This window comes from Aquabacterium sp. (assembly GCF_035476535.1).
In the GTDB taxonomy this organism is placed as follows: Bacteria; Pseudomonadota; Gammaproteobacteria; order Burkholderiales; family Burkholderiaceae_C; genus Pseudaquabacterium.
In genome coordinates, this window is record NZ_DATILJ010000188.1 from 1 (window position 1) to 14,041 (window position 14,041).

Annotated in this window: 11 protein-coding genes; 2 read left to right on the top strand and 9 right to left on the bottom strand. The window is 70.8% G+C overall.

The annotated features are described in order from the left end of the window. Both VLK61_RS18510 and VLK61_RS18515 read right to left on the bottom strand, forming a co-directional pair. A partial coding sequence (locus VLK61_RS18510) for an AEC family transporter (RefSeq protein WP_325423098.1) occupies positions 1-185 on the bottom strand: 185 nt, incomplete at its 3' end. Positions 186-236: 51 nt separating this feature from the next. Continuing rightward, complete coding sequence (locus VLK61_RS18515; RefSeq protein ID WP_325423099.1) at positions 237-1,781, bottom strand: alkaline phosphatase D family protein; 1,545 nt, start codon at positions 1,779-1,781, stop codon at positions 237-239. A gap of 179 nt (positions 1,782-1,960) precedes the next feature. On the opposite strand from VLK61_RS18515, the gene VLK61_RS18520 reads away from it, so the two are divergent. Next, positions 1,961-4,045 (top strand): ATP-dependent helicase, encoded by a 2,085-nt coding sequence (locus tag VLK61_RS18520; protein WP_325423100.1) that lies wholly within the window; start codon positions 1,961-1,963, stop codon positions 4,043-4,045. A 101-nt stretch (positions 4,046-4,146) separates the two neighbouring features. Continuing rightward, the gene (locus VLK61_RS18525; protein WP_325423101.1) at positions 4,147-4,686 is read left to right on the top strand and encodes a hypothetical protein; all 540 of its coding nucleotides are present in this window, start codon (positions 4,147-4,149) and stop codon (positions 4,684-4,686) included. On the opposite strand, the gene VLK61_RS18530 is transcribed toward VLK61_RS18525, so the two are convergent. The 7 genes from VLK61_RS18530 to VLK61_RS18560 all read right to left on the bottom strand — a co-directional run. Next, the gene (locus VLK61_RS18530) at positions 4,680-7,739 is read right to left on the bottom strand and encodes a bifunctional diguanylate cyclase/phosphodiesterase (protein ID WP_325423102.1); all 3,060 of its coding nucleotides are present in this window, start codon (positions 7,737-7,739) and stop codon (positions 4,680-4,682) included. The two genes, VLK61_RS18525 and VLK61_RS18530, sit on opposite strands and share 7 nt — an antisense overlap. A gap of 133 nt (positions 7,740-7,872) precedes the next feature. Then, on the bottom strand, positions 7,873-8,718 hold the full coding sequence (locus VLK61_RS18535) for a LytR/AlgR family response regulator transcription factor (protein WP_325423103.1): 846 nt from the start codon (positions 8,716-8,718) through the stop codon (positions 7,873-7,875). Continuing rightward, positions 8,715-9,215, bottom strand: coding sequence for a hypothetical protein (locus VLK61_RS18540; protein WP_325423104.1), 501 nt, complete (start codon positions 9,213-9,215; stop codon positions 8,715-8,717). Before VLK61_RS18540 ends, VLK61_RS18535 begins: the two co-directional genes overlap by 4 nt. Then, on the bottom strand, positions 9,212-10,663 hold the full coding sequence (locus tag VLK61_RS18545; RefSeq protein ID WP_325423105.1) for a sensor histidine kinase: 1,452 nt from the start codon (positions 10,661-10,663) through the stop codon (positions 9,212-9,214). The genes VLK61_RS18540 and VLK61_RS18545 overlap by 4 nt, the downstream gene beginning before the upstream one ends. Positions 10,664-10,843: 180 nt before the next feature. Next, positions 10,844-11,002 (bottom strand): hypothetical protein, encoded by a 159-nt coding sequence (locus tag VLK61_RS18550; RefSeq protein ID WP_325423106.1) that lies wholly within the window; start codon positions 11,000-11,002, stop codon positions 10,844-10,846. A gap of 134 nt (positions 11,003-11,136) precedes the next feature. Continuing rightward, a complete protein-coding gene (locus VLK61_RS18555) occupies positions 11,137-11,304 on the bottom strand; it encodes a hypothetical protein (RefSeq protein ID WP_325423107.1) in 168 nt (55 codons plus the stop codon). Positions 11,305-11,373: 69 nt separating this feature from the next. Further along, on the bottom strand, positions 11,374-14,041 hold a 2,668-nt coding region (locus tag VLK61_RS18560), incomplete at its 5' end, for an ATP-binding protein (protein WP_325423108.1).

Sequence of the window (14,041 nt, forward strand, 5' to 3'; positions counted from 1 at the left end):
TTCAGCAGCTGCAGCACCGGTGTGTTCATGCCGAAGCGGAACAGCAGGCAGGGCAGCGAAAAATACAGCACGAAGGCGTTCAGCCCCGGGATCGCCGATTCGGGCAGCACATGCCGGCGCGCCGCGAGGTAACCCGCCAGCACCAGCGCGAAGAACGGAATGGTGACGGCGAGGATCGCTTGCATGGCGCCGGGAGTATCTCAGCCACCTCGGCTGCCACAGCGGCTTCTGCAAGCTCAGGCCCGCTGCGGCCCAGGCCGCCCCGCTTCGACGCTGAAACGCGCCGCCACCTGCACCGGGCTCGCCGCATCCTGCGGCTGCGCCACCACCATCAGCTGCGCGTCCAGCCGGCGCTCGTCCAGCGTGAAGGCGATGTAGCCGCGCTGGTCCGAGCGGCCGTAGTGCAGGTGCAGGTTGTGCTTCAGGATCTCGTCGACGCGCGACTGCGCGGCGCCGTGGCTGCTGATCGAGCTGCCGCAGAACTCGCTGGCCATCACCGGTGACTTGGCATCGTCGAAATCGGTCTTCAGGTCTGCCACGTAGTGCGCGTGCACGTCGCCGCCCAGCACCACCAGGTTCGGCACGCGGCGATCGACGGCGCTGGCCAGCAGGCGCCGGCGGGCGGGGGCGTAGCCGTCCCAGCCGTCGGTCCAGTACCGTCCGGTATCGCGGCTGGTGTCGCTGCCACTGTCGGGCCCGCCCACCGCGCGGCTGCTGGCGCGGGCCATCAGCGTCTGCTGGGCCAGCAGGTTCCAGGGGCGCTGCGCGTCCCAGCCCTCGTCCAGCCAGCGCTCCTGCGCGGCGCCCAGCAGTGTGCGGCGGCTGTCCTGCAATTCCGGGCAATCGCGGGCCTGCACAGTCGTCGCGCCGCCGCTGCGCCAGGCCGGTATGCAGGCTTGCGGGTCACGGTACTGGCGGTCGTCCAGCGCATGGATGCGCGCGAGGCGGCCCCAGTCGTAGCGTTCGTAGATGCGCATGTCGGGTCCGTTCGGGCGCCAGGCTTTCGGAAAGGGCTGATGCTCCCAGTAGGCCTGGTAGGCGGCGCTGCGCAGCTGCAGCATCGCCTCGCCCTGCAGCGTCTGGCCGCGCTGGTTGGCGTAGTCGTTCTCGACCTCGTGGTCGTCCCACACCAGCAGCCAGGGGCAGGCGGCATGGGCGGCCTGCAGTGCGGGGTCGCTCTTGTACTGCGCGTAGCGGTCGCGGTACTGCGCCAGGGTGCGCAGCAGCGGGCCGTCGTGCAGGCGCAGCGCGTTGGCGGGCGAGCCGTATTCGTAGATGTAGTCGCCCAGGAACAGCACCAGGTCCTGTTCCTGCCGCGCCATGTGGGCCCAGGCGGCATAGTGGCCATGGTCCCAGCGCTGGCAGCTGGCGATGCTGTAGCGCAGCTTCGCCGGTGCGTCGGCCGCCGGCGCGGTGCGTGTGCGGCCCACGGCGCTGCGCTGCCCCAAGGCGCTGAAGCGGTAGAAGTACCAGCGGTCCGGCGCCAGGCCACCGGGCTCGGCGTGCACGCTGTGCGCCCAGGCCTGCTCCGCGCTTTCCGTGCCGCGTGCGGCGATCCGCTGGAAGGCTTCGTCATGCGCCAGCTCCCATTGCACGTGCACGCTGTCGGGCAGGTCGATGCCCGTCAGCCGTGTCCACAACACCAGGCGATCGGGTCGCGGCTGGCCGGAGGCCACGCCCATCGTGAAACGCGGCACGTCGGCCGCGCGTGCGTCGCGAATGAACAGCGGTGCGGCCAGCGCCAGCAGCTGGCGGCGGGACAAAGCAGGAAGCTCGTGCATCGGCCGAGTGTGCCGTGCGCGGCCCGGCTCAAGTCCGGCCGGTGAGCCGTCGATATCCCGACCAGGACGCGCTGCGCCGGATCCGCCGGCCGCGGCGCCCGCGGCCGCAGTGTCTATCATCCCGGCCTTTCCCCTGCGTTGACTGCGGCCCGCCCTCCGGCCGCCGAAACCGCCTTGCCATGGCCGATGCTCCCGCGACACTGAACCCTGCCCAGCTCGAAGCGGTGCACCACCTGAGCGGGCCCTGCCTGGTGCTGGCCGGCGCCGGCTCCGGCAAGACGCGGGTCATCACGCACAAGATCGCGCGGCTGCTGCAGGCCGGGCTGCTGCCCAAGCAGATCGCGGCGATCACCTTCACCAACAAGGCCGCGCAGGAAATGCGCGAGCGCGCCAAGGGCCTGGTCGGCCCGCGCGCGGCGAAGGATCTGGCCGTCTCCACCTTCCATTCGCTGGGTGTGCGCATGATGCGCGAGGACGGCACGCGGCTCGGGCTGAAGGAGCAGTTCTCCATCCTCGACAGCGACGACGTGCTGGGTGTGCTGCGCGACGCCGGCAGCTGCACCGACAACGCAATGGCCAAGCGCTGGCAATGGACCATCAGCCTGTGGAAGAACCAGGGCCTGGACAGCGACGGCGCCCTGCGCGCCGCGAAGGACGACGACGAGCAGGTGGCCGCGCGCGTGATGAAGCTCTACGAAGAGCGCCTCGCGGCCTACCAGGCGGTGGATTTCGACGACCTGATCAGCCTGCCGCTGAAGCTGCTGCAGCGCGACGCCGAAGCGCGCGCCAAGTGGCAGGACACTTTCCGCCATGTGCTGGTCGACGAATACCAGGACACGAACTCGGTGCAGTACGAGTTGCTCAAGGCCCTGGTCGACCATGAAGACGATCGCCGGCGCGGCCTGTTCACCGCGGTGGGCGACGACGACCAGAGCATCTACGGCTGGCGCGGCGCGACCATCGACAACCTGAAGCGTCTGCCGCAGGACTGGCCGCGCCTGAAGGTCATTCCGCTGGAGCAGAACTACCGCTCCACCGGCAACATCCTGCGCGCGGCGAACAACGTGATCGCCGGCAACCCCAAGCTGTTCGAGAAGAAGCTGTGGAGCGAGTTCGGTGATGGTGACCCGGTGCGCCTGCTCGAATGCGACGGCGAAGAGCACGAGGCCGAACGCACAGTGGCCTTCATCCAGGGCCTGCGCGGCCAGGGCGGTGCGCTGGCCGATGGCAGGCAGGGCGGGCAGACCAACTTCAGCGACTTCGCGGTGCTCTACCGCGCCAACCACCAGTCGCGGGTGATCGAGCAGAAGCTGCGTGCGGCGCAAATCCCGTACAAGGTGTCCGGTGGCCAGAGCTTCTTCGACCGCACCGAGATCAAGGACCTCTGCGCCTGGCTGCGCCTGCTGGTGAACCAGGACGACGACCCGGCTTTCCTGCGCGCGGTGACGACGCCCAAGCGCGGCATCGGCCACACCACGCTGGGCAAGCTGGGCGAGTTCTCCGGCAAGTGGAAACGCAGCCTGTTCGAATCGCTGTTCTCGGACACGCTGGCCGCGCAACTGGGCGCCAAGGCCATCGGTTCGCTGCATGAGTTTGGCCGCTACATCAACGAGTTAGAGCATCGTGCCCGCCACACCCAGGGCAGCGAGGATGCCAAGGCGCTGCTGCTCGAATGGCTGAAGGACATCGGCTACGAGCAGCACCTGTACGACAGCGAGGACAGCGAGAAGCTCGCCGCCTCGCGCTGGTCCAACGTGATGGACTTCGTCGACTGGATCGCCAAGCGCTGTGGCGGAGTCATCACGCAGGAGGGCGGTACCTTCGAGACGGAGAAGCAGACCGTGCTGCAGGTGGCACAGACCATCAGCGTGATCATCAGCCTGGCCGAGCGCGGTGATGAGCAGGACGTGGTGACCTTGTCGACGCTGCATGCCAGCAAGGGCCTGGAATGGCCGCATGTGCTGCTGGCCGGCATCAACGAAGGGCTGCTGCCGTTCAAGAGCGACGCCGAGGAGATGACGCCGCAGCGCCTGGAAGAAGAACGCCGGCTGATGTACGTGGGCATCACCCGCGCCCGATCGACGCTGGTGGTCTCCACCCTGCGCCGGCGCAAGAAGGGCCGCGAGACGGTGCAGGGCATTCCCAGCCGCTTCATCGGTGAGATGAAGCTGAACGAGAACACCGTCAAGGAAGATCCGCGGGAGCGGCTCAAGCGCCTGCGCACCGAGCTGGCGGCCCGTGCCGCCGTGCCGCCGCCGCCCTGACGCTTGTAGTCGCTTGCTGACAGCCGCATCGGCGGATGCCGATGGGCAGGCATCGCGGGTGCTGACTGCGCCGGCCTGCGGCCTGGCCGAAGCTTGGCGTCATGGACACACCTCACCTTCCCCCCTACGGCGATCCCGCCGCACGCCCCGAACTGCCGCCGGGCGCCCCCTTGTCGAGCCCGAGTCTGGAAGACCGGACCATGCCGCCCTGGGAGTCGGGACCTCGGCGCTGGGCCGGCTGGCCCGTTGTCGGCATCGTGGTCGTCGCCCTCGGGTCGGTGGCGGCGCTGAATTACGCCGTCAAGCATGAAGCCGCGGACCAGCATGCGGTGGTGGCCGCGACGGATCAGGCCCATCTACCGGTGATCCCGCCGTCGGACGCACCGACCGAAACAACGCCACCCGCGCCGCAGCCGATCGACAAGATGAACAAGGCAGACCCGGTGGAGACGCCCAAGCTGACGACACCCACGCCGGCGCCGCCGCAGACCGCGCGGCCGCAGCGCACGATGCCCGCCGAGCCGACACCCACGCCAGCGAATCCTGCGCAGTTGCAGCCGGCCGAAACGCCGCCACCGGCGGTGGCGCCGCCTGCGGCCCCGACCGAAGCGCCCAAGGACGAAACTCAGACGAGTCAGTGAAGGGCAGGGCGCTGGTCCATCCAGCGCTCGAAATCGGCGGCCGGCATCGGCCGCGCGAAGTGGAAGCCCTGGCCCTGGTCGCAGCCCAGGTCGCGCAACACTTCGGCCTGCAAGGCGGATTCCACGCCTTCGGCCACCACCGTCAAGCCCATGCCCTTGCCCAGGCCGACGATCGCGCGCACCAGCGGCGTCGCGCCGGCATCGCCGCGGATGCCTTGGATGAAGCTGCGGTCGATCTTCAGTTCGTCCACCGGGATGCGGTCCAGGTAGGACAGCGATGAATAGCCGGTGCCGAAATCGTCCAGCGCGATCTGCACGCCCATGCTGCGCAGCGCGTGGATGCGCTCGATCACGCCGGGATCCTCCTGCAGCAGCGTCGATTCGGTGATCTCGAAGCGCAGCCAGCTGGCCGGCACGCCATGGCGCGCCAGCCGCGCGGCGAGTTCGGACACCAGGTGGATGCCGGTGAAGTGATCGGCGCTGAGGTTCACCGCCAGCGGCAGCGGCTGCCGGCCTTCGGCATGCCAGCGGGCGAGCATCGTGCAGGCGGTTTCCAGCACATGCTGGTTCAGCTCGCCCATCAGGCCACGCTGTTGCGCCGCGGGCAGGAATTCCGAAGGCGGCACGATGCCCTGGCCCGGCCGGCGCCAGCGCAGCAGGGCTTCGGCGCCGGCGGTGCGCTGGTCGCCATGCAGCCGCATCTTGGGCTGCAGCCAGAGCTCGAACTCACCGTGCTCGATGGCGCGGCGCAGTTCCACTTCCAGGCCCAGCAGCGCTTCGACATCGCGCGTCATCATCGGGCGGAAATGCGCCAGCCGGTTGCGGCCCAGGCGCTTGGCCTCGTACATCGCGATGTCGGCCGCGCGCACCAGCGTGGCGGGGTCCTGGCCATCGCGTGGGTGCAGCGCGATGCCGATGCTCGGCGTGCAGTGCAGCGGGTGGCCATTGATCTCCACCGGCCTGGCCGTCGCATCGAGCATGCGCTGCGCGACACGGGTGGCTGTGGGTTCGTCGTCGGTCTTCGGCAGCAGCACCACGAACTCATCGCCACCCAGCCGCGACAGCAGGTCGCCGGGCCGCACGCAGCCGGCCATCAGCTGCGCCATCCGGATCAGCAGCTGATCGCCGGCGCCATGGCCGAGCGAGTCGTTGACATGCTTGAAGCGGTCCAGGTCGATGAACAGCACTGCGGCCGGTGTGCCCTGCGTCACCAGGGCCGACAGCGCCTGCTGCATCTGCGCGCGGTTGGGCAGGCCGGTCAGCGCGTCGTGCGTGTCGATGCGCTGGATGCGCTCTTCATCGAGCACGCGCTGCGTGATGTCCAGCGCCACGCCGGACCAGCGCGCCGGTTCGCCCGGCGTGGCCGGCTGCAGCCGGGCCAGCAGGCTCAGCCAGCGCGGCCCCTCGTCGGCCAGCGCGGCCGGGCCGGCCGGCACATGCAGCTGCAGTTTCAGCGTACCGCGGTGGCCGGACGCAGCGGCATCACGCAGCTGCGCCAGCGGGTGCGCGGAGCCCGTCAGCTGCGGGTCGCCGACCAGCCGCATCCATACCGACAGGTCGATCTGACAAGGGTGCGGCGAGAGCTTGTGCAGTCGCGACATCTGCGCATCGAAGTGCAGTACGTCCGCCTGCGGCTGCCAGGTCCAGAGGCCCAGTTCGGCGGCATCGGCTGACAACTGCATGGTGTGCGACATCTCGCGGATCAGGCGCTCACGCTCGACGCGCTCGAGCCCTTCGCGCTGCAACTGCTCGGCCTTGCGCAGAAGGCGCCGGTCGCGTTCGGCGATGGCCTGGGCCAGGCGGTCGAAGGCGTCGGACAGGGCGCCAAGTTCCCCGCCGCGCGCGGCATGGGTCGGCGGCACGCTGCCGGCCTGCAGCGTATCCACCGCGAGGTTCAGGCGCCGCAGCGGCTGGCTGATCATGCGGCGCACCAGCCAGGCCAGCAACAGCAGGGCCGCCACCAGCGTCGCGGCGCCGGCGGCCAGCACCTGCCGCGCGATGCCCTGCGCGGCCTGCTCGACGGCGCGGCGCGGATAGGCCGCCACCTGCTGCCACTGCGGCCCCTGGATCGTCGCGGCGGCCAGGTACAGCCGGCCGTCGGCGGTGTGGGTGATGCGGGTCGGCTCGCCGGGCGGCGCGGCGTCCGGCGGGCCCAGGGCCTGTGCGATGGCCTGCAGCGCGGGATCGGCCGCGCCATCGATGCGCAGCAGCCCGCGTGCGGCCTGGATGCGCTCCATCAGCGCCGGGTGGGCGATGAGTTCGCCGTGCTCGTTGAACAGCATCTGGTAGCTGCCGTCGGGGCCGGGCAGGCGCACGCGGGCCAGCAGCGTGTCGATCGGCAGGTCCTGGCTGGTGGTGCCTATCCATCGGCCCTGATGGTCCACCGGCGTGCGGATGGAGACCATCCAGAGACCGAAGCGCTCGTCCAGGTAGGGGGCGGTCCAGTGGTTGCCGCGGCCGGGGTTGCGTTCGGGCGACGCGTCGCGCACCGATGAGTCGTCGCGTTGGAGGGGCGACGCATCGGCCAGCGCGCCCCGGTTCACGCTCGGCGAGAAGGTGATCAGCGCGACGCCGGGCAGCTCGATCGAGACTGCGTGCTGGCGCTGCGTCAGCGGCGGGCCCCATTCGCGCAGCAGTTCGAAGGCACTGAGCACCTGGCGCCGCATGCCGGCATCCAGGTTGACGCCGGTGCGCACGGAGAGGCTGGGGTGGCGCGCCGGCTCGTCCAGCTCGGGGCGCTGGCGCAGCACGCCGTCGCTGCCTTTGGCGAACCAGCGATCGAAGGCCGCCTGCGGGTCGGTGTCGCCCATCGCATCGAGCCGGCGCAGCCATTCGCGGCGCAGCTGTTCGGTGTCCTGCTGGGCGGCGTAGAAGGTGTCGCTGTCGTGCCGGGCCTGGCTGGCCACGGTGTCCTGCAGGCCGCTGAGCGTGGCGCGCAGCACGTTGTCGAAGCTGCTGCGGTAGGCCAGCGCGGTGATGCCGACGATCGCCAGCACCAGCAACGCGCCCACGCGTGCCAGCACTTTCGTCGACAGGCGGTCTCCAAGGTTCATGGGGCCTTTGACAGGGCTGCGAGGCCCATCGTCAACGGGTGTACGCCGGCCGTCAAGCCCCGCATCCCGATGCCCTCCATCCGTGGAGTTAGGCGGTGTGTCTCCCGATCTGTCGCCGCGGCGCGGCGCCTGGTCACATGCCCTTGAACAGGTGGGTGTAACTGCGGCTGACTTCCAGCTTCTCGTGATGACCCTTGATCGCGACGATCTGGCGGCCGCGGAAATCCCGGCTGATGCCGGCGATGGCCTTGACGTTGACCAGCGTCGAGCGGTGGATCTGCCAGAACACCTGCGGGTCGACCTCGTCAATCAACTCCTTGATCGGCTTGCGGATCAGCGCTTCGGTGCTGGCCGTCTGCACGCGGGTGTACTTCTCGTCGCTGATGAAAAACAGCACCTCGGCCACCGGGATCATCTGGATGCTCTGGCCGACGGTGGCCTGGATCCATTCCAGGTAGCGCGGTGCGGCGCCCGGGTTCAGTTGTGCGGCCAGCTTGTGCAGCAGCTGCTGCACCGGCGGTGCGGTGTCGGCTTCGGGCGTGCCTCGCGTGGCCAGGCGCTGCTTGATGCGCGAGACGGTGAGCTGCAGCCGTTCACGCTCGGCCGGTTTCAGCACGTAGTCGCAGACGCCTTGTTCGAAGGCCTCCACCGCGTACTGGTCGTAGGCGGTGATGAAGACGATCTCGGGCAGCGACTCGTCGTCGCCGATCTCCAACTGCGCGATCTGGCGCGCGGCGTCGACGCCGGTGAGGCCGGGCATGCGGATGTCCAGGAACACCAGGTCGGGCCGGTGCTGGTTCACCAGATCCACCGCTTCGAGACCGTTCTTGGCTTCGGCGACGATCTGCAATTCAGGCCAGACCTCGGCCAGCCGCGCGCGCAACTGCTCGCGCATCAGGCGCTCGTCGTCGGCGATGACGGCGCGGACCGGCTCGGCGCCGGAAGGGTGGGCGGGCGGCGCGGCGGTGTCGATGCTCATTCGCGGATCGTAGCCGAGGGCGCCGGCGCTGCGGCCGCCGCGCGCCGCCGCGACGAGCGGAGCAACAGCCAGACCAGCGCGCCCAGCGCCAGCAGCGGCGAGGCGATCAGCGTCATCACCAGCGCCACTGCCAGCAGCGGCGCACCGACTGCCGCCAGCAGCACGACGAGCACCACCGCGGCCACCACCAGCAGCGTCACCGGCACCACCACGGTGACGATCAGCGCCACCATCAGCACCGTCAGCAGCACGCCGACGAAGATCGCCGCCTTGTGCGCCGATGACATCGAGGCCAGGTCGAAACCGCTGCCCACCTCGTCGCCGTCGATCACCACGGTGACCGGCAGGCTGTGCAGTTCGTCGAAGGCGCCGAGCGTGTTGAACAGCCCGAGCGTCATGATCAAGGCCGCGCTCAGCAGCAGCGCCGCCAGCAGCAGCCAGCCCCAGCGGCGGCGGGTGCGCACGGGTTGGGGTTGATAGGGCACGACAGCATTCATGCGTGGGCTCCTTCCACGGGCTTGTAGGGCACGGTGATGGTGGCGCGGGTGCCGCCGCCGGGGTTCTCGGCAATCGTCAGGCCGGCCTTGGCGCCATAGAGCAGCTGCAGCCGTTCGCGGATGTTGGCCAGGCCCACGCCGGTGCCGGCGGTGGCGGCGCGGCCGAAGCCCAGGCCGGTGTCGCTGACGCTGACCGACAGCTTGCCGTGCACGATCTCGGCCTTCACCGCCAGGTGCCCGCCTTCGGGCTTGGGCTCCAGGCCATGCTTGATGGCGTTTTCCACCAGCGTCTGCATCATCATCGGCGGGAACTCGGCCGACAGCAGGCCTTCGGGCACGTCCAGCGTGGTGGACAGGCGCTCTTCCATGCGCACCTTCAGGATCTCCAGGTAGGGCCGGATCACCGAGAGTTCCCGGCCCAGGTCGCGCACGCCGCCATCGTTGGCCTCGCGCATCGTCGGCATGCTGGCGCGCAGCAGCGCGATCAGGTTCTTCTGCATCTGACTGGCGCGTTTGGGATCGACCTCGATCAGGTGGTCGATCGAGGCCAGCGTGTTGAACAGGAAATGCGGCTCCACCTGCGCCTGCATCGCCGCCATGCGGGCTTCCACCACCTGGCGCTTCAGCGCTTCGGCCTCGGCGGTCTCCACTGCTTGCGCGGCCTGCGCTTCGGCCTGGATCTGGCGCTTGTAGGTCGTCTTGATCACCGCCGAGGCCAGGATCCACAGCATCGCCCACTGCGGCAGCGACTCGACCAGGTGCACCACGCGGGTCTGCTGGCGTGGCCCGTCGACCATCACCACCGCGCCCTTGGCTTCGGCCACCGCATCGCGGGCCGCCTCGGCGGCCTCCTTGGCGGCCTGGCGCGCGTCTTCACGGGCCTGGCGGGCGTCCTCGCGGGCCTGGTCGATGGACTCCTTGATCGTGCGGCGGGCTTCTTCGACCGCCTCGCGCACCGCTTCGCTGTTGCTGCCGGCGGGCAGGCGGATGTCGACGATCGGCGTGTCCTCGGCGGCGCTGGCAGCCGAAGCAGCAGACGCGGCCGAGGCCGCTGACGCCGCGCCCTTGCGCTGCGGCGTGATGCGCACGCCGCGTTCGTCGATCGAGATCTGCACGCCGCTGGTGTCGCCTTCGCCCTTGGGCTTGTCGATCTTCACCACCGGCTCGTTCGGCGCCACTGGCGCCACTGGCGCCTTGGGCGGCTTGGGGGCTTGTGGCATCTGCACGACGCGCGGCATGCCGGACACCGTCTCGGTGTACTTCCAGCGGAACGGCGGCAGTTCCTGCAGGATCGCGACGGTCACCATCAGCGCCACCGACAGCAGCACGAAGCGCCGCCAGGTGATGCTCACCAGCCAGTTGGCATAGGCGTGGAAACCCTTGATGCAGGCGCTTGAAAACCGCTGCCAGCGGTCCGGCCACGGGGATCCGGGAGAGAGGGCGGGCATGGCGGCTCAGGGCGGGCAGTGGAACAGCATGGCTTGCACTGTACGCAACAGGCTTGCCTGCTCGCAGGCCGATGAGATGCGCTGCCGTGGCAGGCCGACAGGGTGCAGCCGATGCCGACAAACCGGTTCAAGCGATCGACGCTTCCCCGGGCACAGCCGCCGATGGCGGCCCGGGCCGACTCAAACCAGCGCGCTCACCGACAGCAGCGCCAGCGCCAGCGCCACGGCGGCAATGCCGCGCAGCAGCCACTGGATGCGGCGATCCTCGCGCTGGTAGTCGCGCAGCAGCTGTTCGGTCGGCGTGCTGATGGCGTCGCTGGTCATCGTCGTCGTGCTCATCGGGTCCTCCTGGGGCATCGCGTTATCCGCACGTGCCGCAAGAGGCATCGCCGGAGCCGCGTTTGTAGGGGCCGAGGCGTTACGCGACCGTTAAGCCTGGCTTCGCTGCCGACGACAGGCTTCGCGGATCGGGGTCAGGAGAGCAGGCGCAGCGCGAGGCCCAGCACGCCGATGGCCAGCGCGGCAGCCGCCACCAGGCGCAGCAGCGCCATCGCGGCGCGGTCTTCGCGTTCGAGCAGCAGGCCGGGGTCCTGCGCGCTGTCGGTGTCCATCGGCAGGTCGACCAGGGTGGCGTGCAACATGATGGGTCCTCTCCTGGGGGCTGGGCGCGGGCACGGTGGCTCGCATGCAGCTTTGTAGGCGAGGGGGCGTTACGCCGGCGTTAACAATCGCCGCAATGCCAGGTTGATCGGCTGGCGGTTCAGAAATCCATCACGGAAGGCCTCGGGGACCTGCTGCTCCGCGGTCTGCTGCACCCACGACCAGCCGGCCTGCGCCAATGCAGCGGCACTGTCGGCCCGGCCGGCCCGGGCAGCCGCGCGCGCCGGGCCCAGCCAGCGCTCGCCGCGGTACAGGCCGTTGGCTTCGATGCCGGGCTCCATCGCCAGCGCGGCCTGGGCCGCGTCCTGTGCGACGCCGGCGTCTTCGGCATGGGCGGCCAGCCGCAGCAGCGCGGCCAGCGCCACGCCCTGCAGGCCGAGCTGCAGCGCGGTGTCGGCCACCGACAGCAATTCGCTCACCCGTTCGCCGGGTGCCAGCAGCGTGGCCGCTTCGATGCGCAGCGTCAGCCGCAGTTCGGGCCAGCCGGTGGTCGGCGCCTGGGCCAGCGCGGTGTCGAGCAGGCTCTGCGCGTCCTGCCCCAGCGCCTGCTGCAGCCGGGCCCACAACCAACCGTGGCGGGCTTGCAGCCGGCCCGGCAACGCGCCGCTTTCGCAGGCGGTGAGGGCCTGCTGCGCGCGCGCCGGCTGGCCCAGCTCCAGCAGCGTCTGCGCGCGGTGCATGTGCACCACCGGCAGCCAGCCCGGGCTGGTGCCGGCGAGCAGGGCCTCGGCGCTGTCGCACCACAGCAGGGCTTCGACATAACGCCCCATCGCCCGGGCCGCCTGGGCCTGCAGCGCGGCGATGAAGCCGGCGCTGGCGCCTTTCAACTCGTAGCTGGTGATCAGCTGCTGGGCCAGCGCCAGCTGTTCGCGCGCGCCCGGCACATCGCCGGCATTGAGGCGGCAGACCGCGAGGTTGGCGCGCGCGGTGGCCAGGAAGCTGTGGTCGCCGCGGGTCCGCGTGGCCTCGATCACGCGCAGGTGATACGGCTGCGCTTCGGCCGGCCGGCCCAGGTTGTCCAGCACCGCGGCCACGTTGCCGAGGAACTCGGTGGCGGCATTGCTGCCGGCATGTTCGTCGACCCAGGCTTCGGCGGCACGCAGGCGCGGCAGGGCTTCGTCGAAACGGCCGGCCATGGCCAGCGCGGTGCCCAGGCGCTGCGAGGTCGAGGCCAGCAGTTCGGCGTCTTCGATCGCTTCGCACAGCGCCAGCGCCTGGTGGCCGACCTCGATGGCGCCGGCCCAGTCGCCCAGCGTGCTGCAGTACCAGGCGCGGTGGCCGGCAGCGCGGGCGCGCTGGCGCGGCGTGGCGGCCAGGCGGTCCAGCCGGTCCAGCAGCGGCAGGCCGCCGGCATCGCGCACGGTGTTCATGTGCGCCTCGACGGCTTCGGTGACCAGGCCGAAGGCCTCGTCGGCCAGGCCCTGGGTCTCGGCGATGTCGGCCGCGCGCAGCAGGAAGGCCACGCGCTCAGGCTCCCGCAGCGCGGCATGGGCCCGCGCGGCGGCGGCGCGCAGGCCGGGCAGGGCACGGTCGCGCTGGCCGGCGGCTTCCCAGTGCGCGGCCACGCGCGCGGGTTCGATCACCTGCATGCCGAAGGGCGTGGTGCCTTCGCCGCCCTGGCCTTCCAGCCAGAGCGCCACGGTGCCGTGGGCATGGCGGGCCAGCACTTCGGGGATGCCGGCCAACACGCTCTCCAGCACCAGGTCATGCGCGAAGTGGCTGCCGCGCAGCACCTGGCGGGCTTCGAGCTCGGCCCAGGCATCGGCCAGCTGCAAAGGGCCCTGACCCATCACATGAGCGGCCAGCTCGACCGAAAAATCGATGCCGGCGATCGCCGCCACTCGCGCCAGCAGCAGCGCCTGCGGCGACAGCGCCATCAGCGCGGCATCGATCAGCTGGCCGACGTTGCGCGGCCGTGGCAGCGCGCCGGTTTCGAGCGAGTGGCCCTCGGTCCAGGCGGCTTTCAGCGTCTCCAGCGCGAACAGCGGGTTGCCGCCGCTGCGGGCGCGCAGCAGGGGCGCCAGCCGTTCGCCGCTGACGCCGGGCAGGCCGAGTGAATCGACCATCTCGGCCAGCGCGGCATCGCCCAGCGGCTGCAGCGCCAGCGGCTCCAGCGTCGTGGCGGTGCCCAGCGCAGCGACCAGGCGGGCCTGCGCCGAGCCCTCGGCTGGCGGCCGCAGCGACAGCACCCAGGCGCTGCTGGGTCCATCGCCCTGGCCGCTCACCAGATCGGGTAGCAGCTGCAGCGTGGCCTCGTCGGCGAAGTGCAGGTCGTCGAGCACGATGCCGGTGATACCGGCGGCGGCAGCGCCGGGCGCCATCGCTGCGCGCAGCACGGCCAGCACCGCGCTGACCAGCGGTTCGCGCCCGGTGTTGAGGAGCGGATCGCGCGCCGCGTTGGCCGGTGGCGCGCGCGCCGCGATCGCTGCGCTGGCCGCCGCCAGCTCCGGCAGCAGCGGCGCCAGTTGCGCCGGCGGTGCCGCGGCCAGCGCCTGCGGCAGGCGCTGCTGCAGCGCCCGCAGCAGGCGTGCCAGCACGGCGTAGGGCACCAGCGCGTCGCCCGGCCGGCCGGCGGCCATCAACGGGCCGCTGCCGTGCAGCAGCCGCGCCGGTGCGCCGCTGGCCGGCTCGCTCAGCGCCTGCAGCAGGCGCGACTTGCCAAGCCCCGCTTCGCCACTGAGCAGCAGCCGCCCGCCGCCGGCCAGCACCCGCCGCAGC

Excerpts from the sequence above, each read along its gene's own strand:
- VLK61_RS18515 (WP_325423099.1), bottom strand. The coding sequence starts at position 1,781 with ATGCACGAGCTTCCTGCTTTGTCCCGCCGCCAGCTGCTGGCGCTGGCC.
- VLK61_RS18520 (WP_325423100.1), top strand. The coding sequence starts at position 1,961 with ATGGCCGATGCTCCCGCGACACTGAACCCTGCCCAGCTCGAAGCGGTG.
- VLK61_RS18525 (WP_325423101.1), top strand. The coding sequence starts at position 4,147 with ATGGACACACCTCACCTTCCCCCCTACGGCGATCCCGCCGCACGCCCC.
- VLK61_RS18530 (WP_325423102.1), bottom strand. The coding sequence starts at position 7,739 with ATGAACCTTGGAGACCGCCTGTCGACGAAAGTGCTGGCACGCGTGGGC.
- VLK61_RS18535 (WP_325423103.1), bottom strand. The coding sequence starts at position 8,718 with ATGAGCATCGACACCGCCGCGCCGCCCGCCCACCCTTCCGGCGCCGAG.
- VLK61_RS18540 (WP_325423104.1), bottom strand. The coding sequence starts at position 9,215 with ATGAATGCTGTCGTGCCCTATCAACCCCAACCCGTGCGCACCCGCCGC.
- VLK61_RS18545 (WP_325423105.1), bottom strand. The coding sequence starts at position 10,663 with ATGCCCGCCCTCTCTCCCGGATCCCCGTGGCCGGACCGCTGGCAGCGG.
- VLK61_RS18550 (WP_325423106.1), bottom strand. The coding sequence starts at position 11,002 with ATGAGCACGACGACGATGACCAGCGACGCCATCAGCACGCCGACCGAA.
- VLK61_RS18555 (WP_325423107.1), bottom strand. The coding sequence starts at position 11,304 with ATGTTGCACGCCACCCTGGTCGACCTGCCGATGGACACCGACAGCGCG.